21 protein-coding genes and 2 tRNA genes are annotated in these 24,070 nt (G+C 69.2%); 19 read left to right on the top strand and 4 right to left on the bottom strand.

Going from position 1 to position 24,070, the window contains the following annotated elements:
- The first annotated feature begins 133 nt into the window (after nt 1-133).
- From recO to tadA, 6 genes are all read left to right on the top strand, one after another.
- Complete coding sequence (gene recO / locus VGJ96_05255) at nt 134-895, top strand: DNA repair protein RecO (protein HEY3286517.1); 762 nt, start codon at nt 134-136, stop codon at nt 893-895.
- Entirely contained in the window at nt 892-2,793 is a 1,902-nt protein-coding gene (gene selB / locus VGJ96_05260; GenBank protein HEY3286518.1) for a selenocysteine-specific translation elongation factor, read from the top strand. The genes recO and selB overlap by 4 nt, the downstream gene beginning before the upstream one ends.
- A gap of 113 nt (nt 2,794-2,906) precedes the next feature.
- Nucleotides 2,907-3,317, top strand: a complete 411-nt coding sequence (locus VGJ96_05265) for a hypothetical protein (protein ID HEY3286519.1) — start codon at nt 2,907-2,909, stop codon at nt 3,315-3,317.
- 117 nt (nt 3,318-3,434) lie between these two features.
- Nucleotides 3,435-4,253: an SDR family oxidoreductase gene (locus VGJ96_05270; GenBank protein HEY3286520.1), complete on the top strand. Its 819-nt coding sequence runs from the start codon at nt 3,435-3,437 to the stop codon at nt 4,251-4,253.
- Nucleotides 4,254-4,421: 168 nt separating this feature from the next.
- Nucleotides 4,422-7,007 carry an ATP-dependent chaperone ClpB gene (clpB, locus tag VGJ96_05275; GenBank protein HEY3286521.1) on the top strand — a complete coding sequence of 862 codons (2,586 nt, stop codon included), beginning with the start codon at nt 4,422-4,424 and terminating at the stop codon, nt 7,005-7,007.
- A gap of 71 nt (nt 7,008-7,078) precedes the next feature.
- Nucleotides 7,079-7,564: a tRNA adenosine(34) deaminase TadA gene (tadA, locus tag VGJ96_05280; protein HEY3286522.1), complete on the top strand. Its 486-nt coding sequence runs from the start codon at nt 7,079-7,081 to the stop codon at nt 7,562-7,564.
- A 118-nt stretch (nt 7,565-7,682) separates the two neighbouring features.
- Here tadA and VGJ96_05285 read toward each other — a convergent pair whose 3' ends face one another.
- The gene (locus VGJ96_05285) at nt 7,683-8,903 is read right to left on the bottom strand and encodes a DUF1343 domain-containing protein (GenBank protein ID HEY3286523.1); all 1,221 of its coding nucleotides are present in this window, start codon (nt 8,901-8,903) and stop codon (nt 7,683-7,685) included.
- 268 nt (nt 8,904-9,171) lie between these two features.
- On the opposite strand from VGJ96_05285, the gene VGJ96_05290 reads away from it, so the two are divergent.
- The 3 genes from VGJ96_05290 (at nt 9,172) to VGJ96_05300 (ending at nt 12,272) form a co-directional block, all read left to right on the top strand.
- A tRNA-Ser gene (locus tag VGJ96_05290) sits at nt 9,172-9,258 on the top strand.
- 120 nt (nt 9,259-9,378) lie between these two features.
- Nucleotides 9,379-9,466, top strand: a tRNA-Ser gene (locus VGJ96_05295).
- Between the two features lie 175 nt (nt 9,467-9,641).
- Nucleotides 9,642-12,272: a M14 metallopeptidase family protein gene (locus tag VGJ96_05300; protein HEY3286524.1), complete on the top strand. Its 2,631-nt coding sequence runs from the start codon at nt 9,642-9,644 to the stop codon at nt 12,270-12,272.
- Here VGJ96_05300 and VGJ96_05305 read toward each other — a convergent pair.
- The gene (locus VGJ96_05305) at nt 12,269-12,985 is read right to left on the bottom strand and encodes an SOS response-associated peptidase (protein HEY3286525.1); all 717 of its coding nucleotides are present in this window, start codon (nt 12,983-12,985) and stop codon (nt 12,269-12,271) included. The genes VGJ96_05300 and VGJ96_05305 overlap by 4 nt on opposite strands.
- A gap of 3 nt (nt 12,986-12,988) precedes the next feature.
- Entirely contained in the window at nt 12,989-15,496 is a 2,508-nt protein-coding gene (locus VGJ96_05310; GenBank protein HEY3286526.1) for a response regulator, read from the bottom strand.
- Between the two features lie 160 nt (nt 15,497-15,656).
- Here VGJ96_05310 and VGJ96_05315 point away from each other — a divergent pair, with 160 nt between their 5' ends.
- The 6 genes from VGJ96_05315 (at nt 15,657) to VGJ96_05340 (ending at nt 20,516) form a co-directional block, all read left to right on the top strand.
- Entirely contained in the window at nt 15,657-15,830 is a 174-nt protein-coding gene (locus tag VGJ96_05315) for a hypothetical protein (protein ID HEY3286527.1), read from the top strand.
- Between the two features lie 100 nt (nt 15,831-15,930).
- Nucleotides 15,931-16,482 (top strand): bifunctional pyr operon transcriptional regulator/uracil phosphoribosyltransferase PyrR, encoded by a 552-nt coding sequence (pyrR, locus tag VGJ96_05320; protein HEY3286528.1) that lies wholly within the window; start codon nt 15,931-15,933, stop codon nt 16,480-16,482.
- The gene (locus tag VGJ96_05325) at nt 16,479-17,438 is read left to right on the top strand and encodes an aspartate carbamoyltransferase catalytic subunit (protein ID HEY3286529.1); all 960 of its coding nucleotides are present in this window, start codon (nt 16,479-16,481) and stop codon (nt 17,436-17,438) included. Before pyrR ends, VGJ96_05325 begins: the two co-directional genes overlap by 4 nt.
- The gene (locus VGJ96_05330) at nt 17,438-18,733 is read left to right on the top strand and encodes a dihydroorotase (protein ID HEY3286530.1); all 1,296 of its coding nucleotides are present in this window, start codon (nt 17,438-17,440) and stop codon (nt 18,731-18,733) included. Before VGJ96_05325 ends, VGJ96_05330 begins: the two co-directional genes overlap by 1 nt.
- A 32-nt stretch (nt 18,734-18,765) precedes the next feature.
- A complete protein-coding gene (locus VGJ96_05335) occupies nt 18,766-19,389 on the top strand; it encodes a class II aldolase/adducin family protein (protein ID HEY3286531.1) in 624 nt (207 codons plus the stop codon).
- Between the two features lie 5 nt (nt 19,390-19,394).
- Nucleotides 19,395-20,516, top strand: a complete 1,122-nt coding sequence (locus VGJ96_05340) for a hypothetical protein (GenBank protein ID HEY3286532.1) — start codon at nt 19,395-19,397, stop codon at nt 20,514-20,516.
- Between the two features lie 154 nt (nt 20,517-20,670).
- On the opposite strand, the gene rpsT is transcribed toward VGJ96_05340, so the two are convergent.
- The gene (gene rpsT / locus VGJ96_05345; protein ID HEY3286533.1) at nt 20,671-20,904 is read right to left on the bottom strand and encodes a 30S ribosomal protein S20; all 234 of its coding nucleotides are present in this window, start codon (nt 20,902-20,904) and stop codon (nt 20,671-20,673) included.
- Between the two features lie 340 nt (nt 20,905-21,244).
- Between rpsT and VGJ96_05350 the strand changes: the two genes are divergently transcribed.
- The 4 genes from VGJ96_05350 to VGJ96_05365 are packed head-to-tail and all read left to right on the top strand — an operon-like array spanning nt 21,245 to nt 23,988.
- On the top strand, nt 21,245-21,931 hold the full coding sequence (locus tag VGJ96_05350; protein ID HEY3286534.1) for a site-2 protease family protein: 687 nt from the start codon (nt 21,245-21,247) through the stop codon (nt 21,929-21,931).
- Complete coding sequence (locus VGJ96_05355; protein ID HEY3286535.1) at nt 21,919-22,701, top strand: segregation/condensation protein A; 783 nt, start codon at nt 21,919-21,921, stop codon at nt 22,699-22,701. The genes VGJ96_05350 and VGJ96_05355 overlap by 13 nt, the downstream gene beginning before the upstream one ends.
- Entirely contained in the window at nt 22,676-23,251 is a 576-nt protein-coding gene (scpB, locus tag VGJ96_05360) for an SMC-Scp complex subunit ScpB (GenBank protein ID HEY3286536.1), read from the top strand. Before VGJ96_05355 ends, scpB begins: the two co-directional genes overlap by 26 nt.
- Nucleotides 23,248-23,988: a pseudouridine synthase gene (locus VGJ96_05365; GenBank protein HEY3286537.1), complete on the top strand. Its 741-nt coding sequence runs from the start codon at nt 23,248-23,250 to the stop codon at nt 23,986-23,988. The genes scpB and VGJ96_05365 overlap by 4 nt, the downstream gene beginning before the upstream one ends.
- Nucleotides 23,989-24,070: the final 82 nt, after the last annotated feature.

Raw genomic sequence — 24,070 nt, forward strand, 5'->3', positions numbered from 1 at the left:
GTATCTTAGGAGATGGAATGCGTGGCGGCAGCCGCCAGCTGCCGCCCGCCTTGGCGCCGCAATGATCGCGAATCGCCGTCGCGAATCGCAATCGAAAATCGCAATCCGAATTCCATATCCTCAATCTCCCGCGATGTCGCTCATAACGACACAAGCCATCGTCCTCCACGCCTTCGACTATCGCGAGACGTCGCGCATCGTGCGGCTGATCACGCGGGAGCTGGGGATCGTGTCGGCGATCGCGCGCGGGGCGCGGCGGCCGCGCAACAAGTACGGGGCGGCGCTCGATCTGTACGCCGGCGGGGAAGCGCAGCTGATGACGACCATGGGGCGTGACCTCCACACGCTGACCGCCTTCGAGGCGACGCAGTCGCGCCCGCTGCTGGCCGCTTCGCTCGACCGTTTCGCCGCCGCCGCGGCCATCGCCGAGTTGCTGCTGCGATTTGCGCCCGAGCAGGAAGACCCGGGGCTGCTCGACGCGATGACCGACGCACTCGACGCGCTCGAGGCGGCACCCCCCGGCGGCGCGGCGCCGGTGGCGCTCGGCGGGGCCTGGAGCCTGGTGGCGGAGCTGGGCTTTGCGCCGTCGCTCGATGAATGTGTGTCGTGCCATGCGCCAATCGATGCCGACGCGTCGGTGTCGTTCAATCACCGCGCGGGCGGCGCCGTCTGCGCCAACTGCACCCGGCACACGCCCGGGGCGCGCACGCTCCCGCCCGAGGCGCGCGCCGCCATTCGCTCGTGGCTGGGCCGCCTGCCGTCGCCGTCGCTCGACGAACCCAGCATTCGCGCCCATCAGCGCCTGCTGCGTGAGTTTCTCGAGGAGCATCTCACCGACGGCGGCCGTCCGCTGCGCGCGCTGCTCGCGTGGGAGCGTCACGAGGTGGACGCGTGATCCTCGGCACCGCGGGGCACATCGACCACGGCAAGACGGCGCTCGTGCACGCCCTGACCGGCGTGGACACCGACCGTCTCCCCGAGGAGAAGCGCCGTGGCATCACCATCGACCTCGGCTTCGCGCCCCTCGAACTCGAGGGGGTCGGCACGATTGGCGTCGTCGACGTGCCGGGCCATGAGGCGTTCGTGCGCACGATGCTCGCCGGGGCCGCGGGCATCGATCTCGCCCTGCTGGTCGTCGCGGCGGACGAGGGCGTCATGCCCCAGACGCGCGAACACCTCGCCATCCTCGGCGCGCTTGGCATTCGCGGAGGCGTGGTGGCGCTCACCAAGGCGGACCTCGTGGACGACGAAATGCGCGCACTCGCGGCGGACGACGTCACGGCCGCACTGCGGGGCTCGCCGCTCGAGGGCGCCGCGGTCATCACGGTTTCTGCGCGCACGGGCGAAGGACTCGACGCGCTGCGTCGTGCCCTGGTGCAGGCCGCGGCCGCGGTGCCGGCGCGCGACGCGGGCGACCTGTTCCGGATGCCGGTGGACCGCGCCTTCACGGTGAAGGGCACCGGCACCGTCGTCACCGGCACCGTCTGGAGCGGCCGCGTCGGGCGCGACGATGCGCTTCGCGCCTTTCCCGGTGGCGTCGCGCTGCGGGTGCGCGGCGTCGAGACGCACGGGCACGCGGTCGCGGCTGGCCAGGCGGGCCAGCGCGCGGCGCTCGCCCTCGCCGGCGCGGAGCGCGACGCGTTGGCCCGCGGTGGCGTACTGGTGGCTGCTGGCGACGCGTGGGTAGAACGCGATCGTCTCCGGGCGGACGTGGCGCTGTTCGACGACGCGGGAATTACGCTGACGGCGCGGACGCGCGTGCGCCTCCACCTGGGCACGACCGAAGTCGGCGCGCGGGTCGTGGCGCGTGGTGGCCCCGTGCAGCCGGGCGCGACGGTCGCCGTGCGCCTGGTGCTCGATCATCCGGTCGTGGCACGTGGCGGTGATCGATTCGTCCTGCGCGCCGCGTCGCCCGCGGCGACCATCGGTGGCGGGGTCATCACCGATCCGGCGCCGCCGTTCCGGCGAACGCCGCCCTTCGCCGGGGCGGGGGCCTCTCCCGCGCAGCGCTTGACGTGGATGCTGGACGAAGAGCGTCACCGCGGAATCGCCGCCAACTCGCTCCCCTTGCGCCTCGGACTGACCCGGCAGGAAAGCGATCGCCTCGTGGCCAGCCTGGCGGGCGACCTGGTTCGCGTCGGCGATCGGATCACGCGGCGCGCGGTGCTCGACGGCGCGCAGGCTGCGTTGCTCGAAGCCATTGACGCCGCACACGCGGCGCGGCCCCTTGATCGCGGCGCGCCGCTGCAGTCGCTGCGCGCCAAGCTCGCACTCGGGCCCGAACTGTGCGACGAGGTGGTGCGCGCGGCCGTGCAGCAGGGGCTCGTCGTGATCACCGAGGGGCTTGTCGCACGGGCGGGATGGCAGCCCAGGCTGTCCGCGGCGGACCGCGCCGCCATCGATGCCATCGAACAGGTGCTGGCGGCGGCCGGCCGTGAGCCGCCGACGATCGACGAGATCGGCAGCAAGGTTGGCGCACGCGCTCCGGCGCTGCTGCGATTGCTCGAGCGCGAGGGGCGGGTGGTGGCGGTCGGGGAGCAGCGCTTCCTCAGCCCGGCCGCCTGGCGCGCCGCGTTGCGCGATCTTCGCCACGGTACCCGCGAGGCCCGCGTCTACTCGGCCGGTGAGATTCGGGAAATCTTCGGTATCAGCCGCAAGTACTCCATCCCGCTGATCGAAGGGTGCGATCGTCTCGGCATCAGCTCTCGGGTCGAGGATGGACGGCGGTTCCACTGGGACCACCTGAACCCAGCCGTTGCCTCGTTCCTTGACAGTGCCGAAAACGGCCCCTAGTTTGGCTATTGGCCAATCACATCCACACTCATTCCTAGAGGAGACACACCAACCGAACCTGCATTGTCAGAAAAGGAGTTACGATGAGGTATCGTTGGGCAGCACTCCTAGCGGTGCTGACCCTCGCCCTCACGCCACAGCTTGGGACGGCTCAGACGGGATCGAGCCAGGCTAAGCGACCCGTAGTAACGCTGAAGCAGAACTACCCGAACCCGTTCAATCCGCAGACTTGGATTCCGTTCGAGATCGGCTGTGATGAGAATCCGAGTCATCAGTTCAAGGTGTCGGTCCGCGTCTACAACCTGCTCGCGCAGTTTGTCGCGGTGCCGGTGCTGCAGGGCGGAACGGGAAATGTGGCAGGGGGTCAACCGCTGGAGAACGTATTGCTGACGTGCGGCCAGTACACGGCGTACTGGAATGGCAACTACCGCAATACGAGCAACGAAGTGGCCTCGGGCATCTACATGTATGTCATCGAGGTGGACGGTCAGCGAACCGTCAAGAAGATGTTGATTACCAAGTAGCGAATACCGGCCGCGCTCGAGACCATCCACCTCGAGCGCGGTCTTTTTGCGCCCCTCCCACATTGCCGCGGCCCGGCGCGACCTGCACCTTCATCGCGACCTCTTCGCGCGGGGCTGATGCTTACGGACAGGGTGGTCTTCATCACGGGGGTCGGCTCGGGCATCGGCCGCGCGCTGTCGCTGGGCGCCGCTGCGCGCCGTGCTCGCGTCTGGGTGACCGACATCGACGGCGCGGCGGCGGAGGTTGTGGCAGAGGCGTGCCGCGCGGCGGGTGGACGCGCCCAGGCACGCACGCTGGATGTCACCGATGCGTCGGCGGTGGAGCGCGCGATCGCCGAGATGGTTGCCGCCGAGGGTCGCCTCGACGTCTGCTTCAACAACGCAGGCATCGGCTTCGCCGGCGAGTTTCGCGACTCCACCATCGAGCACTGGCACCGGGTGCTGGACGTGAATCTCTTTGGTGTCATCAACGTGGCGCACGCGGCCTACCGCCAGATGGTCGCGCAGCGCAGCGGTCACCTCGTCAACACGGCCTCGCTCGCTGGACTCATTCCGACGCCCGGATTGAGCGCCTACGGGGCGGGGAAGTGGGCCGTGGTCAGTCTCACGCACGCGCTGCGGCTCGAGGGGCGCGGGCTCGGCGTGAGGGTGAGCGCCATCTGTCCCGGATTCATCGAGAGCAACATCTACAGCCGCACACTGGTTGCCGGCCTGAAGGCCGATGCGATGCGCACGATGGCGCCGTTCCCCATCGTGCCGGTGGAGGGGCTCGTCGAGCGCGTCTTCGCCGGACTCGCGCGCAACGAGGCGCTGATCGTCTATCCGGGGTATGCCCGTCTGCTGTGGTGGCTCTGGCGCCTCGTGCCGTGGGCCACGACCTGGAAGGGCCTGGCCCAGGTGGAGAAAATTCGCGCCGAATTCCGTATTGTGAGGTAGGGGACTGCCGCCGCGGCGCACCCGTCGTGCGTTGCGGCCGGACGCGATGCCGGAACGGCGGAGAATACGCGGCACCGCGGTTGCACCACCGTGTCGCAGTCTCGTCCCCCGTTCCTGCACCCGTCCCCCGTCCCTTCGCCTCAATCCCCTCCTCGTTCCGACCGAAGCATGCTGAGCCCCGACCGCCTGACCGTAAAGAGTGCCGATGCCCTCAACGACGCGCTGTCCCTCGCGCGCCGCAACGGCAATCCGCTCGTCTACGACGCGCATCTCCTCGCCGCCCTGCTCGCGCAGGACGAGAGCATCGTCGTGCCGGTGCTGCAGAAGCTCGGGGTCAACGTGCCGACGCTGCAGGAAGCGCTCGAGCGCGAGATCGCCCGATATCCGAAGCAGAGCGCGGCCAAACCGTCGCTGGCCCGTGAACTCAGCGCCGTGCTCGACCGGGCCGAGAAGGATGCGAAGGCACTCGGCGACGAGTACGTCTCCACCGAGCACCTGCTTCTCGCCCTGAGCGACGTGAAGGGAACGGAAACGAAGACGGTTCTCGCCGCGGCCGGCGCCACGCGCGCCGCGCTGCTCGAGGCCATTGAGGCCATTCGCGGCGCGCACCGCGTCACCGACCAGAGTCCCGAGAATCAGTATCAGGCGCTGCAGAAGTTCACGCGCGACCTCACCGATGCCGCGCGCCAGGGGAAACTTGATCCGGTGATCGGCCGCGACGAGGAGATCCGCCGCGTCATGCAGGTGCTGTCGCGCCGCACCAAGAACAACCCCGTCCTCATCGGCGAACCCGGCGTCGGCAAGACGGCCATCGCCGAGGGCCTCGCCCAGCGCATCGTCAACGGTGACGTCCCTGAGTCGCTCAAGAACAAGCGCCTGGTCGCGCTCGACATGGGCGCGCTGATTGCCGGCGCCAAGTTCCGCGGCGAGTTCGAGGAGCGGCTCAAGGCCGTGCTCAAGGAGATCACCGCCAGCGAGGGGCAGTTCGTCGTCTTCATCGACGAGATGCACACCATCGTGGGCGCCGGCAAGGCCGAAGGGTCGATGGACGCCGGCAACATGCTCAAGCCGATGCTGGCGCGCGGCGAGCTGCGCGTCGTCGGCGCGACCACGCTCGACGAGTATCGCAAGCACGTGGAGAAGGATCCGGCCCTCGAGCGGCGCTTCCAGCCGGTGTACGTCGGCGAGCCGACGGTGGAGAGCACCATCGCCATTCTGCGCGGCCTCAAGGAACGCTACGAGAGCCATCACGGCGTGCGGATCACCGACGGCGCCATCGTCGCCGCCGCCACGCTGAGCCACCGCTACATCGGCGACCGTTTCCTGCCGGACAAGGCCATCGACCTTGTCGACGAGGCCGCGTCGCGCCTGCGCATCGAGATCGACTCGCTGCCGCAGGAGATTGACGAGGTGGAGCGCCGCATCGTGCAGCTGGAGATCGAGCGGCAGGCGCTCGCCAAGGAGAAGGACCCGGCGTCGGTGGAGCGCCGCACGGCGCTGGAGAAGACGCTTGCCGATCAGCGCGAGCAGAGCGGGTCGATGAAGGCGCAATGGCAGCAGGAGAAGGACGCGCTGGGCGGCGTCGGCAAGCTCAAGCAGCAGATCGAGGAGGCGCGTGGCGAGGCCGACCGCGCCACGCGCGCCGGCGACCTGGGCAAGGCCGCCGAGATCACGTACGGCCGCATCCCGCAGCTCGAGCAGCAGCTGAAGACCATCGAGGCGCAGATCGCCGATCAGAAGCAGGGCGGCGCGCGCTTCCTGCACGAGGAAGTCGCCGCCGACGACATCGCCGAAATCGTCGCCAAGTGGACCGGTATTCCGGTCACGCGGATGATGGAAAGCGAGAAGGAACGGCTCACCAAGCTCGACCAGGAGCTGGCGCGGCGCGTCGTCGGCCAGACGCAGGCAGTGCGCGCCGTCGCCGACGCCGTGCGTCGGTCGCGCGCCGGCCTCCAGGATCCCAACCGGCCCATCGGGTCGTTCATCTTCCTCGGCCCCACCGGTGTCGGCAAGACCGAGACCGCGCGCGCCCTCGCCGAGTTCCTGTTCGACGATGAAACCGCGATGGTGCGCATCGACATGTCGGAGTACATGGAGAAGCACGCCGTGGCGCGCCTGATCGGCGCGCCGCCGGGCTACGTGGGCTACGAGGAGGGCGGCCAGCTCACCGAGGCGGTGCGGCGCCGTCCGTATGCCGTGATCCTGTTCGACGAGATCGAGAAGGCGCACGCGGACGTCTTCAACGTGCTGCTCCAGATTCTCGATGACGGGCGGCTCACCGACTCACAGGGCCGCACGGTCGACTTCCGCAACACCGTCGTCATCATGACCTCGAACCTCGGCTCGCAGTGGATCCTCGAGCAGGGGACGGCCGACTGGGCGCTGGTGGAGACGCAGGTGACGCAGGCGCTGCGCGGCCATTTCAAGCCCGAGTTCCTGAACCGCGTGGACGACATCATCATCTTCCGCCCGCTCGGCCGCGGCGAGATCGGCCACATCGTGGACCTCCAGCTGAAGCGCTTCGACAAGCTGCTTGCCGAGAAGAAGCTGGCGCTCGACGTCACGCCGGCGGCGCGCGAGCTGATCGCGCACGAAGGGTACGATCCCGCCTTCGGCGCGCGTCCGCTCAAGCGCGCGCTGCAACGGCTGCTGCAGAATCCGCTCGCGCTCGCGCTGCTCCAGGGCGAGTACGCCGAGGGCGACACGGTGCGCGTGGACGCCCAGCATGACGCGCTGACCTTCGCCAAGGGGTAGCGCGGGTCCAGCCCGCCGGCAGGCCCAGCCGGCGACTTGAGCGTCAGGTGCCCGCCACCGAGATTTCAACCATGACGCAACCTGGTCCCGTGGTCTTCGCCTCACGCGAAGCGCAAGACGAGTACTGGATGGGCCTGGCCATCGCCGAAGCGCAGCGGGCGGCGGCGAACGGCGAGGTCCCGGTGGGCGCCATCCTGCTCGTGGCCGGCGCGATGGTGGCGCGCGGCGGCAATGCGATGGTCGCCACGGAGGACGCCACGCAGCACGCCGAGATGCGCGTGCTCAAGGCGGGCGCCTATGCCAGCGGCGAGTCGCGAATGCCCTCGGCCACGCTGTATGTGACGCTCGAGCCGTGCGCGATGTGCGCCGGAGCCATCGTGCTGTCACGTGTCGGGCGCGTGGTGTTCGGGGCGTGGGACGACAAGGCCGGGATGGCCGGATCGGTGCACGATCTGCTGCGGCACCCCAAGCTCAATCACCGCCCGGAGGTGCAGGGGGGCGTGCGGGAAGCGGAGTGCGCCGCGCTGCTGCGCGATTTCTTCGAGGGCAGACGGTAGCCGAAAGCCGGGAGACGGAAGACAAGAAGAGCCCGCGACTTTCGCGGGCTCTCCCGTTTCCCCAGAGGACTGAAGACTTCCGTCTTCCGGCTTCCGTCTCCCGTCTTCCGTCTGCCCTCTACTTATAAATCCAGAACTTCTTCGACTCCGTCAGGAATTTCTCGGACTCGGCCTGGAAGACCGGGAGCAGGGCTTCGATGCCGCCGTCCTTCTCCACCGCCTCACGCAGGCGCGCGCTGCCGGAGAGGCGGTCGATCGAACCCTTGCGCCACTCCCATTTGTCCTTGTGGCGCACGTAGATCTCGCGCAGCATGTGCGCGCCGACGTTCACCGGCACCACGGCATCGCGGTCCGTCACGGTGGCGCGGACCATCGGAATGGTCTGCCCGCCGAACTCGTAGCCCGCTTCCACCGGCTTCAGCACGGAGTCGAACCAGACGCCCGGGATCTTCTTGTCGTTCAACGCCTTCACGATTGCGCCGGCGTCGGTCAGCCAGCTCGCGCCGGCCTGGGCGAACGGATTGTCAGTACCGCGCCCTTCACTGACGTTGACACCCTCGAAGAAGACGGTGCCGGTGTAGAGGAGGTTCGCGTCGTTGTTGCGCAGGTTCGGCGACGGATTCACCCACGGCAGGCCCGTCTGCTCGTAGTACATCGCGCGCTTGTACCCCTGCATCGGCACCACCTTGACGTCCGCTTTCACGCGGCCGCTTCCCACAAGCCAGCGCCCGAGTTCGCCGGGCGTGAAGCCGTAGCGCAGCGCCACCGGGTGCAGCCCGACGAGCGACGAGAAGGCCGTGTCGAGCATCCCGCCGTCCACCTTGTCGCCCCGAATGGGATTCGGGCGGTCGAGGATGATGAAGGGGACGCCGGCCTTGCCGGCCGCCTCGAGCGCCAGCGCCATCGTCCACTGATAGGTATAGACGCGTGCGCCGACATCCTGGATGTCATAGAGGAGCACGTCAACCGTCTTCAGCATCTCGGGCGTTGGGGCGCGCACGTCGCCATAGAGCGAGTAGGCCGTAACGCCCGTCGCGGAATCGACCGCGGTGGCGATCTTCTCGCCGGCCTTGGCCACGCCGCGAATGCCGTGTTCGGGGCCGAACAGCGCCGTGAGCTTGACGCCCGGCGCCCGGAAGAGCGCGTCCACCGTGCTCGTGCCGTCCGGCAGGCGGCCGCTGTGGTTGGTGAGCAGCCCCACGCGCTTGCCGGCGATGAGGTGGAGCGAGTCCTTGAGGAGCACCTCGACGCCCGTCTTGACCTTGGGCTGGGCGAGGGCAGGCGTGGCCGCCACGGCGACCGTGGCGGCGGCGATGACGAATCGGCGAAGAGTAATCATGGCGAAAAAATGGCACCGGGTGGACGGCGCGGCAACAGATGCCGGGAAAGACGACTGAGGATTGGGAATTCGGAGCGGGATCACGGAATTTCGAATGTGGACGTCGACCGGCGACCCCTCGCCGGACCAGTATTCGTTGGTCGTTGTCCTGAATCGCGATCCTCTATTCCGTTCCGGATTCCCCATCCTCAATCGTCGTCCGGTCCAACTTTCCAGCACGAGCCCGTTGACCCACCGTCGTCGTTCGGATAATTTTCAAGACTCGTTTGGACAGGTGGCCGAGTGGTTGAAGGCACCGGTCTCGAAAACCGGCATACCGGCAACGGTATCGTGAGTTCGAATCTCACCCTGTCCGCTCCTGCGTGACGCCCAACGCGTCGGTGCCCGCACGCACCGGCGCGTTGTCGTTGGCGCTGCGGCGTCTGTTGTCTTTCTGTTGTTTCTCTGTTGTCTCTCTGTTGTTTTTCTGTTTCTCGGACAGGTGGCCGAGTGGTTTAAGGCGCACGCCTGGAAAGTGTGTGTACGTCAAAAGCGTACCGTGGGTTCGAATCCCACCCTGTCCGTTTCGCAGTTTCTCTACCTCCTCCTCGTCCCCTCCTCGTCCCCGCGTCGCCACCGACGCGGGGCTTCGTACTTTCCGGACCCATTGGCGGAAATCGGCGCGCCGAAGGAAATTGCGTGGCCGGTCCACGACCTCGCTCGCGACCGCGCGCTGTCCCACCCGTCCGGGAGATCCGCATGACCGCCGTCCGACGCGCCGCGAGGCTTCTGAGCAGCGTTCTCCTTGTCGGCCTGATGTCGCCCGTCGGCGCGGCGCGCGCGCAATCGCGGCCGGTCCCGACGCCAGAGTCCGCGCTTGGCTTCGCCGTCGGCGCCGACTTCAAGCTCGCCACGTACGACGAGTCCATCCGCTACTTCCGGCAGCTCGCGGCGGCCAGCGATCACATCAAGCTGCTGACCGTCGGCAAGACGTCGCAGGGCCGCGACTGGACGCTCGCGATCATCTCGTCGCCGGAGAACCTGGCCAATCTCGAGGCATTGCGTGCCATCGCCCAGAGGCTGGCGCATCCGGCCGGGCTCACCGATGCGCAGGCCCGCGCGCTGGCCAAGGACGGGAAGGCGTTCGTCGACATCAGCGGGGGGCTCCACGCCTCGGAGATCGCCGGCTCGCAGCACACCATCCAGCTGGCCTACGACCTGCTGTCGCGCAACGACGCGCGCACGAAGGCCATCCTCGACAACACCGTGCTGCTGCTCTGGCCGTCGCTCAACCCGGACGGGCAGGACATCGTCGTGAACTGGTACCGGCGGAATGTCGGCACGCCGTACGAGATCGCCCCGCTCGACGAGCTCTACCAGAAGTACATCGGCCACGACAACAACCGCGACGCGTACATGCTCAACGTCGTCGAGTCGCGCGTCGTGGCGCGCACGTGGCGTCACTGGGAGCCGCAGGTCATCTACGTGCAGCACCAGACCGCGCCGTTTCCCACGCGCATCTGGCTGCCGCCCTTCGCCGAGCCCATCGCGCCGCGCGTCGCGGGCCTGATGTCGCGCGAGGTGAACACCATCGGCATGACCATCGCGCAGGCGCTCGAAACCGAGGGCAAGGTGGGCGCCACGCACATGGGGCAGGGCTTCGACGCCTGGTATCCGGGCTACATCGACTACATGCCGATGCTCCAGAACATCGTCTCCTACTGGACGGAGACGGCGCTCTACAACTACGCGACGCCCAAGTTCTATACGGTCGACGACTTCCCGGCGGAGTATCGCGACCTGCGTCCGCAGTCGCTGTACGCGAGCCCGTGGCCGGGCGGCTGGTGGCGCCTGCGCGACGCCGTCGACTACATGGAAACCGCGTCCATCGCGACGCTCGACTACGCCGCCAAGTACCGCGAGGACCTCCTCTGGAATCGCTATCAGGCGGGCCGCAACGCCATCGCGCGCTACGCGAAGGAGCCGCCGTACGCGTACCTCGTGCCGCAGGCGCAGCGTGACCCGGCCGCCGCCGCCGCGCTGCTCCGGCGCCTCGCCTTCCTTGGCGTGCGCGTCGGTGAACTGACGCGCGACGCCGCGCACGCCGGCGTGCGCTATGCGAAGGGAACCTGGGTCATCGCCATGGACCAGGAGTACGCGGAACTGGTGCGGCAACTCTTCGACGTGCAGGTCTATCCCGACCTGCGCGAGAGCGAGGGCGGGGCTCCCGAGCCGCCATACGACGCCGCGGGATGGACGCTGCCATTCCTCACCGATGTGCGGGTCGCCGAGGCGCGCGTCCCGCTCTCCGCGGAGTTCCGCGCGGCCCTGCAGCCGGTGCAGGGCAAGGCGGCCGACGCCGCGCTGGCCGACGCGCCGTTCACCACCAACGCGATGGCGGCGGGCATCGTGCCGCCGCCTGCCCGGATTACGGGCACTGGCGCGGCGCTCGCGGTTGACCCCGCGCAGAACGATGCCTTCCGCCTCATCAATCGCGCGCTGGCCGATGGCGGCACCGTGCACGCGGAGGCGGGTCGCTACGTGATCGCCGGCGTAGCACCGGCGAAACTCGAATCGTGGGCCAACGAACTCTCGTTGCGCGCCGAGCGCCGCGCCGGTCCCACCGCGGCGGGCGCACCGGTGCGCGGCCGCATCGCGCTCTACAAGTCGCTCGCGCCAAGCATGGACGAAGGGTGGACGGAGTGGCTGCTCGACCAGTTCGAGTTCAAGTACACCATCATCGGCAACGCCGACGTCCAGGCCGGCGACCTCGGCCAGCGCTTCGACGTGATCCTCTTCGCGTCGGACCAGGGGCGGACGCTGCGCGATGGCTTCGGCAAGGGACGAGTGCCACCGAGCATCGAAGGCGGGCTCGGCGACCTGGGCGTCCGCGCGCTCGATGCCTTCGTGCGGGGCGGGGGCACCATGGTGGCCATCAACCAGAGCGCGCCGTTTGCCATCGACCAGCTGCACCTGCCCGTCAGGAACGTGGTGCAGGGCCTGTCATCCAAGGACTTCTTCGCGAGCGGCTCCATTCTCGAGGTCGTTGCCGACGCGGGTCAGCCCGTGATGGCGGGCATGCCCGAACGCGCCCGGATCTTCTTCGACCGGGGTCCTGCCTTTACGCCAACCGAAGGCTTCGACGGCGCGGTGCTCGCGCGCTACGCCAAGGAAGGATCGCCGCTGCTGTCCGGCTATCTGCTCGGCGCGAAGCACCTGTCGGGGGCGGCCGCCGCGCTCGATGTGAGGCATGAGCGCGGGCACGTGGTGCTGATCGGATTCCGGCCGCAGTGGCGTGGGCAGACCATCGGCACCTTCCGTGTGGTCTTCAACGCCGCGCTCTACGGGCGCGACGTGGCCGAGAGTGCCCGTCCGCCCAAGCGGCCCTAGCGCGACGCACCGTCGCTCCCGAGCGGCGTGACGCACGCCGCGTCGTCGTTGGCGACGGCGTTCACGTGCATGCTCACGCGGTGCGCGATCCACGCCGCGGGATCCCACGCCGCCATCAACGCGCTGACCCGCGCCGACGGCGTGTTGGGCGCGAGCCATTCGGCGTAGTCCTCGGCGCCGATGATCACCGGCATGCGCGAGTGGATGGTTCGCAGTAACTCGTTCGGCTCGGTGGTGAGAACAGCGCAGGTCTCGAGGGCGGAGTCTGAGCCCGCGCCCGTGCCCGTGCCCGTGCCTTTAGCCGGGATCCACCGCTCCCAGAGCCCGGCCAGCGCAAACACGCGCTCGTCGGCGCGCCGCACGAACCACGGCTGCTTGCGCGTGCTGCCGGCCACCACTTGCCACTCGTAGAAGCCGTCGGCGAGGATCAGGCAGCGCCGCTGCCGGACGGCGGCGCGAAATGCGGGCTTGTCGGCGACCGATTCGCTGCGCGCGTTGCTCAGCCGATTGCCGATGCTTGGATCCTTCGCCCAAAATGGCACAAGGCCCCAGCGCAGCATCGCGACCTCCGGACCGTTTCCGGCATCGCGCACCGCCGCAATCTCGCGTCCCGGCCCGAGGTTCCAGTGCGGCGGCAGCGCCGGCCCGCGGCGCACGCCGAACTGCGCCCAGTCAATGCGATCGCTCTTCGAGAGCGCGAAGCGGCCGCACATGGTTCAGGCCTGGCTGGCCGCGCCGGCCGCGCCGGCCGGATGGCAGATCGCGTCCAGCTGATCGATGAGCGCGCGCAGGTCGAGCGGCTTGAGCAGCACATCGTGCACGCCGAGCATGCGGAGGCGCGCCATTTCGTCCTCGCGCACGAAGCCGGTGCAGAGCAGCACCGGCAGGGCGGCGTCGCGGGCGCGCAGGCGCTCGAGGGTCTCGACGCCGCTCACGGTGCCGGGGAGCTGCACGTCCAGCAGCACCACGCACACCCGCGCGCGGTGCGTCTCGTACAGGTCGAGCGCCTGTGAGCCGTCGGCCGCCTCGACCACCGTGTAGCCGGAAAGGTCGAGCACGATGCGCAGCATCTCGCGCAGCGTCGTCTCATCGTCCACCAGCAGCACCGTCGGCCGGTCGCCGTTCGCCGCCGGCCGGCGCCGCGTCGCGTCGCGCGAGAAGTCGGTCGCCGCGAGAAACGGTCGCGGTGGCGTGACGGGACGACGGTCGCGCTCGGCAAGGGCGGGGAGGAGCAGCTGCACGCGCGTCCCTTCGCCGAGCTGGCTCTGCACCGAGATGGCGCCGCCGAGTTGGCGCACCAGGCCGTAGGCGATGGGCAATCCGAGCCCGGTCCCCTTGCCGGGCTCCTTCGTCGTGAAGAACGGCTCGAAGATCCGCGACTTCACGTCCTCGGTCATCCCCGTCCCGGTGTCGCTCACGACGAGTTCCACATACGTGCCGGCCGTCAGCACGCCGGCCTCGGACATCTCGCCGACACCGATCACGCGACGGCGCACCGCGATCTCCAGTGTTCCGCCGCTCGGCATCGCATCGCGCGCGTTGATGCACAGGTTGAGCAGGGCCTGTTCGATCTCGCCGGCATCGCCGAGCACCGGCGGCACGTCCGCGTCGGCCTTGACCTCGATCGCAATCTGTCGGTGGAAGGTGCGCGCGCAGATGGCCCGAACGGTCTCGGCGGCACGTCCGATCTCCACCGGCGCCACGCGCAACGGGTCGTGGCGGCTGAAGCTCAGCAGCTGCCGCGTGAGCTCGGCGGCGCGCGTGCCCGCGTGCTCGATGCCGTCGAGCGCCGCATGGGCGGGATGTCCGGCGGCGGTCAGTGCGCGCGCGGCGGTGATGCCGGTCAGCACGGCGCCCAACAGGTTGTTGAAGTCGTGCGCGATGCCGCCGGCCAGCAGTCCGACCGCCTCCATCTTCTGCGTGTGCGCGAGGGCCTCCCGTCCGGTGAGGTCGCGGTACGAGGCGAGCGTCCACGCGGCGCCGGGGAGCGCGATGTCTCGCAACGAGACGCTCCATGTTAGCGAGGCGCCGTCGGGGCGACGCCAGCGGACGACCTGCTGCCGGGCGCTCCCCGGCAGCAGGGCGGCGGGGAGCACGCGACCGAGCATCTCGGAAGCCGGCATTCCGGTGAGCATCGCCGTCGCCGGGTTGGCGTCGATCACCTGCAGCGTGTCCCGCGCGATGAGGAAGAGCGGATCGGGGTTCTGGTCGAAGACGTCGCGATACCGGCGCTGGAACTCCTCGAGCGCGCGCACGGTGTCGTTGAACGCGGCGCGCAGAACCTCCCACTCCTCGATGGGCAGGTCGAGGGAAAGTTCCTGCACCTGGCGGGAGTCGCGCATCGCCTCCACGTCGCGCACGGTCTGCGCCAACGGGTCGAGCAGCAGGCGACGCCCGTAGAACCAGACCGTCCACGACGTGAGCGCGCCGCCGGCCAGGACGAGCGCCAGCAGCACCAGGCCAAGCGTGAATCGGCGTTGCTCCGCCTGCCGGTCCACGGGCGCGCGCACGGTGGCCAGGGGTGCGCCCAGCACGTCCTGCAACGGGACGAAGATGACCATCGAGTCGCCCGCGAGCCGCCGCGCCGGCGTCGGCGATTGCGGCGGCTCAAGCGACATCCGCATCGGCAGCGCGATGCTCGACAGCAGTCGGGTCAGGTAGGCCGTGTCCGCCGGCGCGCCGACCACCGCGTAGCCGAGCGGGACGGCGCCCCGGCTGGCGCGGAGTTGCGCGCCGCCAAGGCGATAGATCCCGGATCCCCAGCGCAGATAGCCGCCGAACGACGCGGAGTCGTCCATCCGCTGGATCAGCGCTGGGGTCAACGTCGAGGGCGGCGGCGCCACACCGGCGCGCGTCCAGCGGAACACCTCGCGGCCCGACCGATCGTAGATCACCAACAGCGAGTAGTCTCGGCGCTCGACCACTGCCACGTGTTCCACGTCGAACCGTCGCCGCGCCTCGGCCTCCGTTGGCCTGAGCGCGAGGGCGATCGCGGCTTCACTGTACGCGCGCCCCTCAGCCGTCGACCGGGCATCGCGCGACCGCTCCGCGAACGTCGAGCGCACCCAGACCGCGACGCGCTCCGCCAGGCTTTCTTCCAGGCTGCGGAACGTGTCGCGCACGACGAGCGCCCCCGCCAGGACGCTGCCGGCCAGCAGCACGAAGGCGAGAATCGAGACGCGGTCCAGCAGCGTCTTCAGTGAGCGGGGACGGATGGAGAGCACGGGAGGGTCGGATGGTACCGGCGCGGTACCCGCACGTTACCGCCGCGTGACGCCGACGGCAAACCTTTTCCTCATGCTGAGTGTCAGAGAAAGTGACCCCCCTCCGGTGGCGACGTGCCGGCCGGACCGCCTGATGGAGGACCCCCCAGTGGAAGCCAGAATGCTGATGACAACCGGCGGTTCCTATCTCTGCCTGTGCGATGACCGGGGCACGATCATCGGGTGGATTCCGTTTCCGCTCCGTCGTGATGCCGTAGGGCCGGGGCGCGAGAAGGTCTATCTCGCCCGTCCGGAGTCCTCGCGCCTCCCGGCCTCCCCGCGTCGCGCCGCCTGACGCGCCGACCAGAGGCCGCCCCGCCCCCTGCAACTTGCGGGGGGTTTTTCGTTGGCGCCGGTTGTCCAACGCCCCGTCCCGGTCGCATATTACCGGGCGAATGGCCACCGCTCCCACGACCGTCCTCAACGCCCGTGCGCTCGAGCGCACCGTGGCGCGCATGGCGGACGAAATTGTCGAGCGGGCGGACGGCACCGATTCCCTGGTGCTGGTCGGCATCCAGCGCCGCGGCGTCCAGCTGGCGGACCGCGTGGCGCGGGTGATCGCGGAGCGCGAGGGGGCGAGCGTGCCGCGCGGCGCCCTCGACATCACGCTCTACCGCGATGACCTGCAGACGGTCGGGCCGCGCCCGATCGTCGGCAAGACGGAAATCCCGTGTGACATCGACGGCATGACGGTCTGCATCGTGGACGACGTGCTGTACACCGGGCGCACCATTCGCGCCGCGCTCGACGAGCTCGCCGACTTCGGCCGCCCCGCGCGCATCATGCTCGCCGTGCTCGTGGATCGTGGCGGGCGCGAGCTCCCCATCCACGCCGACGTGGTGGGCCGCGTCATCGACGTCCCCCGCGGCGGCCGGGTCGACGTCTGCGTCACGGAGCTCGACGGCCGCGACGAAGTCACCATGGTCATCGCCGGGGAGGGAACATGAGCACTCCGCTCGGCAAGGACCTGCTCGGGCTCGAGCATTTGTCCGCCGAGCAGATCACGCTCATTCTGGACACCGCCGAACCGCTTCGCGAAATCAGCGAGCGCGCCATCAAGAAGGTGCCGACGCTGCGCGGCGCCACGGTGGTGAACCTGTTCTTCGAGGCGTCCACCCGCACGCGCATCTCGTTCGAGTTCGCCGAGAAGCGCCTGTCGGCCGACACGGTGAATGTCGCCACCGCCGCCAGTTCGGTGACCAAGGGCGAGACGCTCGTGGACACCGCCAAGAACCTCGAGGCGATGAAGATCGACATGGTGGTCATTCGCCATGCGTCCTCGGGCGCGGCGCAGTTCCTGGCCGAGCGCATCGAGAGCAATGTCATCAACGCCGGCGACGGCATGCACGAGCACCCCACGCAGGGGCTGCTCGACCTGCTCACGCTCCGCCGTCGCTTCGGCTCGCTGAAGGGGCGGCGCGTCTGCATCGTGGGCGACGTGCTGCACTCGCGGGTCGCCCGCTCCAACATCTGGGGGCTCACGAAGCTCGGGGCGGAGGTCGCGGTCTGCGGCCCGCGCTCGCTGCTCCCCCCGGCGATCGGCGAGTTCGGCGTGCAGGTCTTCGATCGCGTCGAACAGGCCATCGAATGGGCCGACGCGCTCAACGTGCTGCGCCTTCAGCTCGAGCGGATGACGGCGGGCTACATTCCGTCGCTGCGCGAGTACAACCGCGTCTTCGGCATCTCGCGCGAACGGCTGGACCGCGCGCCGCGCGAAATCGTGATCATGCATCCGGGGCCGATCAACCGCGGCGTGGAGCTCGACAGCGAGGTGGCGGACGGTCCGCACTCCGTGATTCTCGACCAGGTAACCAACGGCGTGGCCGTGCGCATGGCCGTGCTCTATCTCCTTGCCGGCAACGCGCCGGCGCTAGCCGAGGCCGCCAAGGGCGGCGATCGCTGATGACCGAACTTCGTGACGTACTGCTCAGGGGCGGGCGACTCCTCGACCCGTCGTGCCAGCTGGATGGCGTCGGCGACCTCCTCATCCGTGACGGCAAGGTGGAGGTCTTCGGCGGCACCATCGGCGTCCCCGACGGCGCCGAGGTGATCGACTGCGCCGGGCAGGTGGTCTCGCCGGGCTTCATCGACGTGCACTGCCACCTGCGCGAGCCGGGGCGGGAAGACGTCGAGACCATTCTCACGGGGGCGCGCGCCGCCGCGGCCGGCGGCTTCACCGCCGTCTGCGCGATGCCGAACACCGATCCCGTGACCGACAACCAGGCGGCCGTCGGCTTCGTGCTCAAGCAGGGACGCGCGGCCGGCGCGGCGCGCGTCTACCCGATCGGCGCGATCTCCATCGGCCAGCAGGGCGAGCGCCTGGCCGAGTTCGGCGAGATGGTGCACGCCGGCGCCGTCGCCGTCAGCGATGACGGCAAGCCGGTGGTCAGCGCCCAGCTGATGCGCACGGCGCTCGAGTATGCGCGCACCTTCGGCATCCCGGTGGCCGATCACTGCGAAGAGCCGACGCTCGCTGCGGGCGGCGCGATGCACGAGGGCTTCGTCTCGGCCCGGCTCGGGCTCAAGGGAATTCCCGCGGAGGCCGAGGAGATCATGGCCATCCGCGACATCCTGCTGGCGCGGCTCACCGGCGGGCACGTGCACCTGTGCCACATGAGCACCAAGGGCTCGGTGGAGTTGATCCGCTGGGGCAAGGAGCGGGGGATCTCGGTGACCGCCGAGGCCTGCCCGCACCACCTGTCGCTCACCGACGCGATGGTGGAGAACTACAACACGAACGCCAAGATGAACCCGCCGCTGCGCACGGCCGCCGACGTGGAGGCGGTGCAGCAGGCGGTGAAGGACGGCACCATCGACGTCATCGCGACGGATCACGCGCCGCACCACAACGACGACAAGCAGCGCGAGTTCAGCGACGCCCCCAACGGCATCATCGGGCTCGAGACCGCGCTCGCCGTCAACGTGACGTGGCTCGTGAAGTCGAAGATCATCTCGCTGGCCACGCTCATCGAGCGCATGTCCTGCGCCCCGGCCCGGCTTTTCAACCTCCCCGGCGGGTCACTCCGCCGCGGCTCGGCCGCCGACATCACCGTCTTCGATCCCGACCAGGCCTGGACCGTTGATCCCGCCGCCTTCCTCACCAAGGGGCGCAACACCCCGTACGGCGGGCGGATCCTCCACGGCCGCGTCGGATGTACCCTCGTGGGCGGTCAAATCGTCCATAACAGGATGGGGTAGTCACCACGCACCGGACCGAGGAGGTCCGGCAGATGATTTGCACCGTCTGCCGCCGCCTCTACGAACGCGGACTCATCGCGGGCCAGGACGGGAATGTCTCCGTCCGGGTTGGCGATGATTCAGTGTTGGTGACGCCGGCGGGGCTCTCGAAAGTGGACCTTTGCCCGGAGGATCTCGTGGAACTCGGCCTGGACGGCACCGTGCGCCACGGCGCCCGGCGCCCGACTTCCGAGTTGGCCGTGCATCTGCGCGCCTACGCGCGGCGCGCCGACGTGCGCGCCGTCGTCCACGCCCATCCGCCCATGGCCACCGCCTTCACGCTGGCGGGCGAGTCCATCGACACGAGTTCGCTCGCCGAGGTTCGTTACGGGGTAGGGCCGGTGGCCCTCGTTCCCTACGGAACGCCGAGCACCGAGGCGGCCGCCGATGTCTTCGATCCGTTCTGGACGTCACACGACGCGTTCCTGATGGCGCATCACGGGGCGCTGACGGTGGCTCCCACATTGACGCAGGCGCACCAGCGCATGGAAAGCCTGGAAAATGGCGCCCGCATCCTGTGGGCCGCCCGCGCCCTCGGCCCGGTGCGGTCCCTGCCGGACGACGCGCTCGCCGCGCTCGATGCTTTGCGCATGGCGTCACGCCACGATATGAGGTAACCCGGATGAGCACCCCTGATCGCGACACGGTGGAGACGGTCACCAAGCTGCTGGCCGAGCGACGCAAGGTCACGGACTGGCTGTCCGCGCTGGTGGCGCGTCGTGACAGCACGCCGCCTGCCGTCTTCCAGAAGGTGCACGACGACTACACGGCCAAGCTCGACAAGGTGCAGGCCAAGCTGGTGGCCGCCTCCGACTCGGTACAGGCGGCGGCGGCGGACGTCGCCGCGCGTCTCACGGACAAGGAAGAAGTGCTCGCCCGCAAGCAGGACGAACGGGCCGAAGCCGAACTGCGCTTCTCGGTGGGCGAATACGGCGAGCGCGAGTGGGAAAAGCGGCGCGCGAGGCTGGACGATGACCTGAACGCCGCAACCGCGGAGCGTGACACCCTGCGCGACGAGTTGCACAAGTTGCGCGACGTCCTAGATGACGTGAGCGGCGTGCGCACGGCGGCGACCGCCATGGACGAGGAGCCCGCGTCCGCCGAACCGTCCGCGGAATTGACGGATGCGGCCGCCGCGCCGGAGTTCGAGCCGGACGCACCGATGTCGGCGCCGGGCGCGCAGTCGGGCGTCGAACCCGAGCTGCCAGCCGCGCCGTCCATCCCCATTCACGAGCAGGCGGTCACGGCACCCAGTGCGCCAGCGAGCATCGCGCCGGTCGAGCCGACGCAGCCACTCGCGCCCAGTTTCGACGAGTTGGCCTTCCTGAAGGCGGTGGTCGGGCGCCCGACGCCGGCGGGGGCACGTCACCCCGCCGAACCGGCGCTGGTGAGCAAGCGGCCGACGCCAGAGTCCAAGCGGCCGATCCCAGAACCCAAGCGGCCGACGCCCGCCCCGAAGCGTGACGAACCGGAACCATCGGCGCCGGCTGGTCGCGCGGCGGCGCCGACGCCCCCCGAGCCCAATCCTTACGCACTACCCGAACCGCCGACGCCATTTCCGGATCCCGTTCCGGAACCGCGGGTGAGCCAGGAGATGACGCCGCCGCGCGAGAGCTTCTTCGGTCGTCCGACGCCGCGAACCAGCGAGGCGGTCAAGTCGCTGCGCTGCCAGGAGTGCGGCACGCTCAACTATCCCACCGAGTGGTACTGCGAGCGGTGCGGGGGGGAGTTAGCGGCCTTCTGAGAGAAACAACAGAGAGACAACAGAGAGACAACAGAGAAACAACAGACAGACCTTCGTGGGATAGGGGAACGGCCGAGGGGGCGACAATTCGTCGCCCCCTCTGTTGTTTCTCTGTTGCTTCTCTGTTGTCTCTCTGTTGTCTCTCTGAAGAACGCTACGCTTTCTTCGCAATCTGACTCTTATGCCGCGCGGCCGCGTTCTTGTGCACGAGGCCCTTGCGGGCGGCGCGGTCGACGAGCTGGACGGCGGCCTTCTTCTCGGCGGGCGTGGCGGCGGCCGTCTTGGCCTTCTTCAGGGCAGTCCGCAGGGCGGCACGCTGCGCACGGTTGCGCACGGTAGCCGCGCGGGCCTTGCGCATGTTCTTCTTGGCGGACGCGATTCTTGGCACTCTTGGGACTCTCCGTAATGGTTCAGGGCGCGACATTTGCGCCAAGCATAGAAAAATGGACGCTCAGGAGTGCCAAGTCAAGGTGCAACAGGAAGTTGACAGCAAGTTAGGATGAAGAATCCGGAGTTGGAACGCGGACTGCGAGAGGGGACGACGACTCGCGATTCGCCCGGCCCGCACGATGCCATCGCGAATCGCGGTCCTGAATCGGAATCCTTAATCCAAATCCGGATTCCCTATCCTCAATCGTCTCCCGTCATCTACCGTCCCTCGCTCCGCCCCAATACTTTAGAGTCCGACTGCCCGCGATGGGCCTCTTCTTCCCCCCGGCGACGACCGCGTGACCCCCAAGGCCATTCAGCTCCTCCTCGGTGCGCCGGTGTTGCTCTTCGCGATGGTCGCGCATGAGTACGCGCATGGGTACGCCGCCCACAAGCAGGGGGACGACACCGCGAAGCTGCTGGGCCGCCTGAGCTGGAACCCGCTGCGGCACATCGATCCCTGGATGACGGTCATCCTTCCCGCGGTCATGTTCTACACCACCGGCATGGCGCTCGGCGGCGCCAAGCCCGTGCCGGTCGATCCGCGCAACTACCGCAACTATCGCAGCGGGGACATCATCGTCTCGCTGGCCGGCATCGTCACGAATCTCGCCATCGCGCTGCTGCTGGTGCCGGCCATCATCGGGCTCGGCCTGCTCGGGCGCGCCGTGCCGGTGGCGAGCGACACGCTGTCGCTCGTGCAGGTGATGTTCCGGCTGGGGATCTTCATCAACCTGCTGCTCGCCGTCTTCAACCTGATGCCGCTCCCGCCGCTCGACGGGTCGCATGTCGTCAAGCACTTCCTGCCGCTGCGCTGGGCGTGGCACTATCAGCGCGTGGCGCGTTTCGGTTTTCTCATCCTGATGCTGCTCCTGATGTTCGGCGGCCCGGTGCTGCGCGCCTGGATGGCGCCGGCCCTCTGGCTGGACCGGCTCGCCGTGGACGCGGTGACTCCTTACATCCTGCTGACCCCATGGACGACGTGACGTCCGATTCCTCCGCACTCCCGATGTCCGGCCCCGCGCACGCGCCGCCGGCCGCGAGCGAGACGGGCTTCGTCGTGGACCTCCCGCATTACAGCGGTCCGCTCGACCTCCTGCTCTCGCTCATTCGCGACGAGAAGGTGGACATCTACGACATTCCCGTGGCGCGCATCTGCCAGCAGTTCATCGTGCGCATGCATTCGCTGAAGCTCGACGAGGCGGCCGACTACCTCGAGATGGCGGCACGGCTGCTGCGCATCAAGGCGCAGATGCTGCTGCCGCGCCCCGACGGCGAGGAGGCGTGGGAGGATCCGCGCGCCGAGCTGGTGCGGCGCCTGCTCGAGTACCAGCAGATGCGGGAAGTGGTGGACGTGCTCGAGCGCCTCGGGGAGGACCGGCGGAACCGTTTTGCGCGATCGTACGTTCCCTCAACGCTCTCGCCCGTCGTGCAGGCCCCGCTGTCGCTCTCGCTGGGCGAGCTGCTCGCGGCGGTGGATCGGGTGCTGCGCCACGCGCAGCAGCCGGACGTGCACGATGTCATTTCGCGCCCCATCGATGTGGACGGCTTCATCGCCGTCGTCCGTGCGGTCATTGCGCTGCGGGCGGTTGCCCGCTTCCGCGACGTGGTGCCGCCGGGGGCCGAGCCGTGGGAGGTGCTCTCGGGCCTGCTGGCCCTGCTGGAGCTCGCCCGGCGCGGTGAACTGCGCCTGAACCAGCCCCGACCTTTTGCCTCCGTGGAGATCCGCCGTGAATTCGCTGGCGAAGCTGCTTGAGGCCGCGCTCTTCGCGAGCCCGCGCCCCATACCCACCGAAGAGTTGGCCGCGCTCGACGCCGAGGCGTCGCCGGCGGCCGTGCAGGCCGCGCTCGACGAACTGCGCGAGCACTACGACGTGGACGGGCATGCCGTGGAACTGGTGGACGCCGGCGGTGGCTGGCAGATCCTGACCCGGCCGGAATACACCGAGGCCATCGAGCGCGCGCAGATGGCCCTGCGTCCGCGGCGGCTCTCGCCGGCGGCGCTCGAGACGCTCGCCATCGTCGCCTACCGGCAGCCCATCGGTCGCGCCGAGATCGAGGAGATCCGCGGCGTCGACGTGGGGAGTGTGCTCAAGTCGCTGCACGAGCGCGGCCTCATCGATGTCGTCGGCCGTTCGGAGGCCCTGGGACGCCCGCTGATGTACGGCACCACCGACGCCTTCCTGGAACAGTTCGCGCTCCGTCACCTCGAGGAGCTGCCGCGCACCGACGAGCTGGCCGTCGCCCTGCGCGCGCGCGAGCCCGAGACGCTCGAACAGGTCATCCATCACCAAGAGGTCTCGTGACCGACGGCGCGATGCGCATTCATCGGGCGCTCGCCCGCGCCGGAATCGCGTCGCGCCGCAAGGCGGAAGAGCTCGTCGCGGCCGGCCGCGTGCGGGTGAACGGCGCGGTGGCCCGCACCGGACAGAGCGTCGACCCCGCACAGGATGTCATCACCGTCGACGGGAAGACGCTCGCCCGGCCCGAGCGTCCCACCTGGCTCGTGCTGCACAAGCCGGCCGGGGTGCTCACCTCGCGCCCCGATGGCACGGACCGCCGCACCGTCTTTGAATTGGTGCCGGACGTTCCGGGCCTCACCTACGTGGGCCGGCTCGATTACCTCACCGAGGGCGTGCTCCTCCTGACCACCGATGGCGAGGCGGCGCATCGCCTGACGCATCCGTCGAGCGAGATCGAGCGCACGTACCTGGTCACCGTGCGCGGCGACGTCGCCACGGCCGTGCGCGAGGCGCGCCGCGGCGTGACGCTCGACGACGGCTTCGTGCGCCCGGTGGCGGTCGAGGCCATGCAGGGTCCCGACGGCCAGTGGCAGATCGCGCTCACCATTCGCGAGGGGCGCAATCGCGAAGTGCGACGTCTCTGCGAAGCGCTCGCGCTCGAGGTGCGGCGCCTGGTGCGCACGCAGTTCGGTCCGGTCAAGCTGGGCTCGCTCCCGCCGGGGGCCTCGCGTGCGCTGACCGCCCGGGAACTCGGCGTCATCGCGACGCTGGGACAGACCCACGACGCGCCTGCGGGGTAATACGACGCTGGCCGCGCGCCGTCGCTGCGCGCCCCGCCATCTGCCATCCGCCCTCCGCCATCGCTCTCACCCCACTCTGAGC

This window comes from Gemmatimonadaceae bacterium (genome assembly GCA_036504815.1).
GTDB lineage: Bacteria > Gemmatimonadota > Gemmatimonadetes > Gemmatimonadales > Gemmatimonadaceae > PNKL01.

What these genes read in the sequence shown, in the direction of transcription:
- VGJ96_05325 (HEY3286529.1), top strand. Translation starts at nt 16,479, where the DNA reads ATGAGCACTCCGCTCGGCAAGGACCTGCTCGGGCTCGAGCATTTGTCC.
- VGJ96_05300 (HEY3286524.1), top strand. Translation starts at nt 9,642, where the DNA reads ATGACCGCCGTCCGACGCGCCGCGAGGCTTCTGAGCAGCGTTCTCCTT.
- VGJ96_05285 (HEY3286523.1), bottom strand. Translation starts at nt 8,903, where the DNA reads ATGATTACTCTTCGCCGATTCGTCATCGCCGCCGCCACGGTCGCCGTG.
- pyrR (HEY3286528.1), top strand. Translation starts at nt 15,931, where the DNA reads ATGGCCACCGCTCCCACGACCGTCCTCAACGCCCGTGCGCTCGAGCGC.
- clpB (HEY3286521.1), top strand. Translation starts at nt 4,422, where the DNA reads ATGCTGAGCCCCGACCGCCTGACCGTAAAGAGTGCCGATGCCCTCAAC.
- VGJ96_05340 (HEY3286532.1), top strand. Translation starts at nt 19,395, where the DNA reads ATGAGCACCCCTGATCGCGACACGGTGGAGACGGTCACCAAGCTGCTG.
- VGJ96_05305 (HEY3286525.1), bottom strand. Translation starts at nt 12,985, where the DNA reads ATGTGCGGCCGCTTCGCGCTCTCGAAGAGCGATCGCATTGACTGGGCG.
- tadA (HEY3286522.1), top strand. Translation starts at nt 7,079, where the DNA reads ATGACGCAACCTGGTCCCGTGGTCTTCGCCTCACGCGAAGCGCAAGAC.
- VGJ96_05335 (HEY3286531.1), top strand. Translation starts at nt 18,766, where the DNA reads ATGATTTGCACCGTCTGCCGCCGCCTCTACGAACGCGGACTCATCGCG.
- recO (HEY3286517.1), top strand. Translation starts at nt 134, where the DNA reads ATGTCGCTCATAACGACACAAGCCATCGTCCTCCACGCCTTCGACTAT.
- VGJ96_05315 (HEY3286527.1), top strand. Translation starts at nt 15,657, where the DNA reads ATGCTGATGACAACCGGCGGTTCCTATCTCTGCCTGTGCGATGACCGG.
- VGJ96_05270 (HEY3286520.1), top strand. Translation starts at nt 3,435, where the DNA reads ATGCTTACGGACAGGGTGGTCTTCATCACGGGGGTCGGCTCGGGCATC.
- VGJ96_05355 (HEY3286535.1), top strand. Translation starts at nt 21,919, where the DNA reads ATGGACGACGTGACGTCCGATTCCTCCGCACTCCCGATGTCCGGCCCC.
- VGJ96_05330 (HEY3286530.1), top strand. Translation starts at nt 17,438, where the DNA reads ATGACCGAACTTCGTGACGTACTGCTCAGGGGCGGGCGACTCCTCGAC.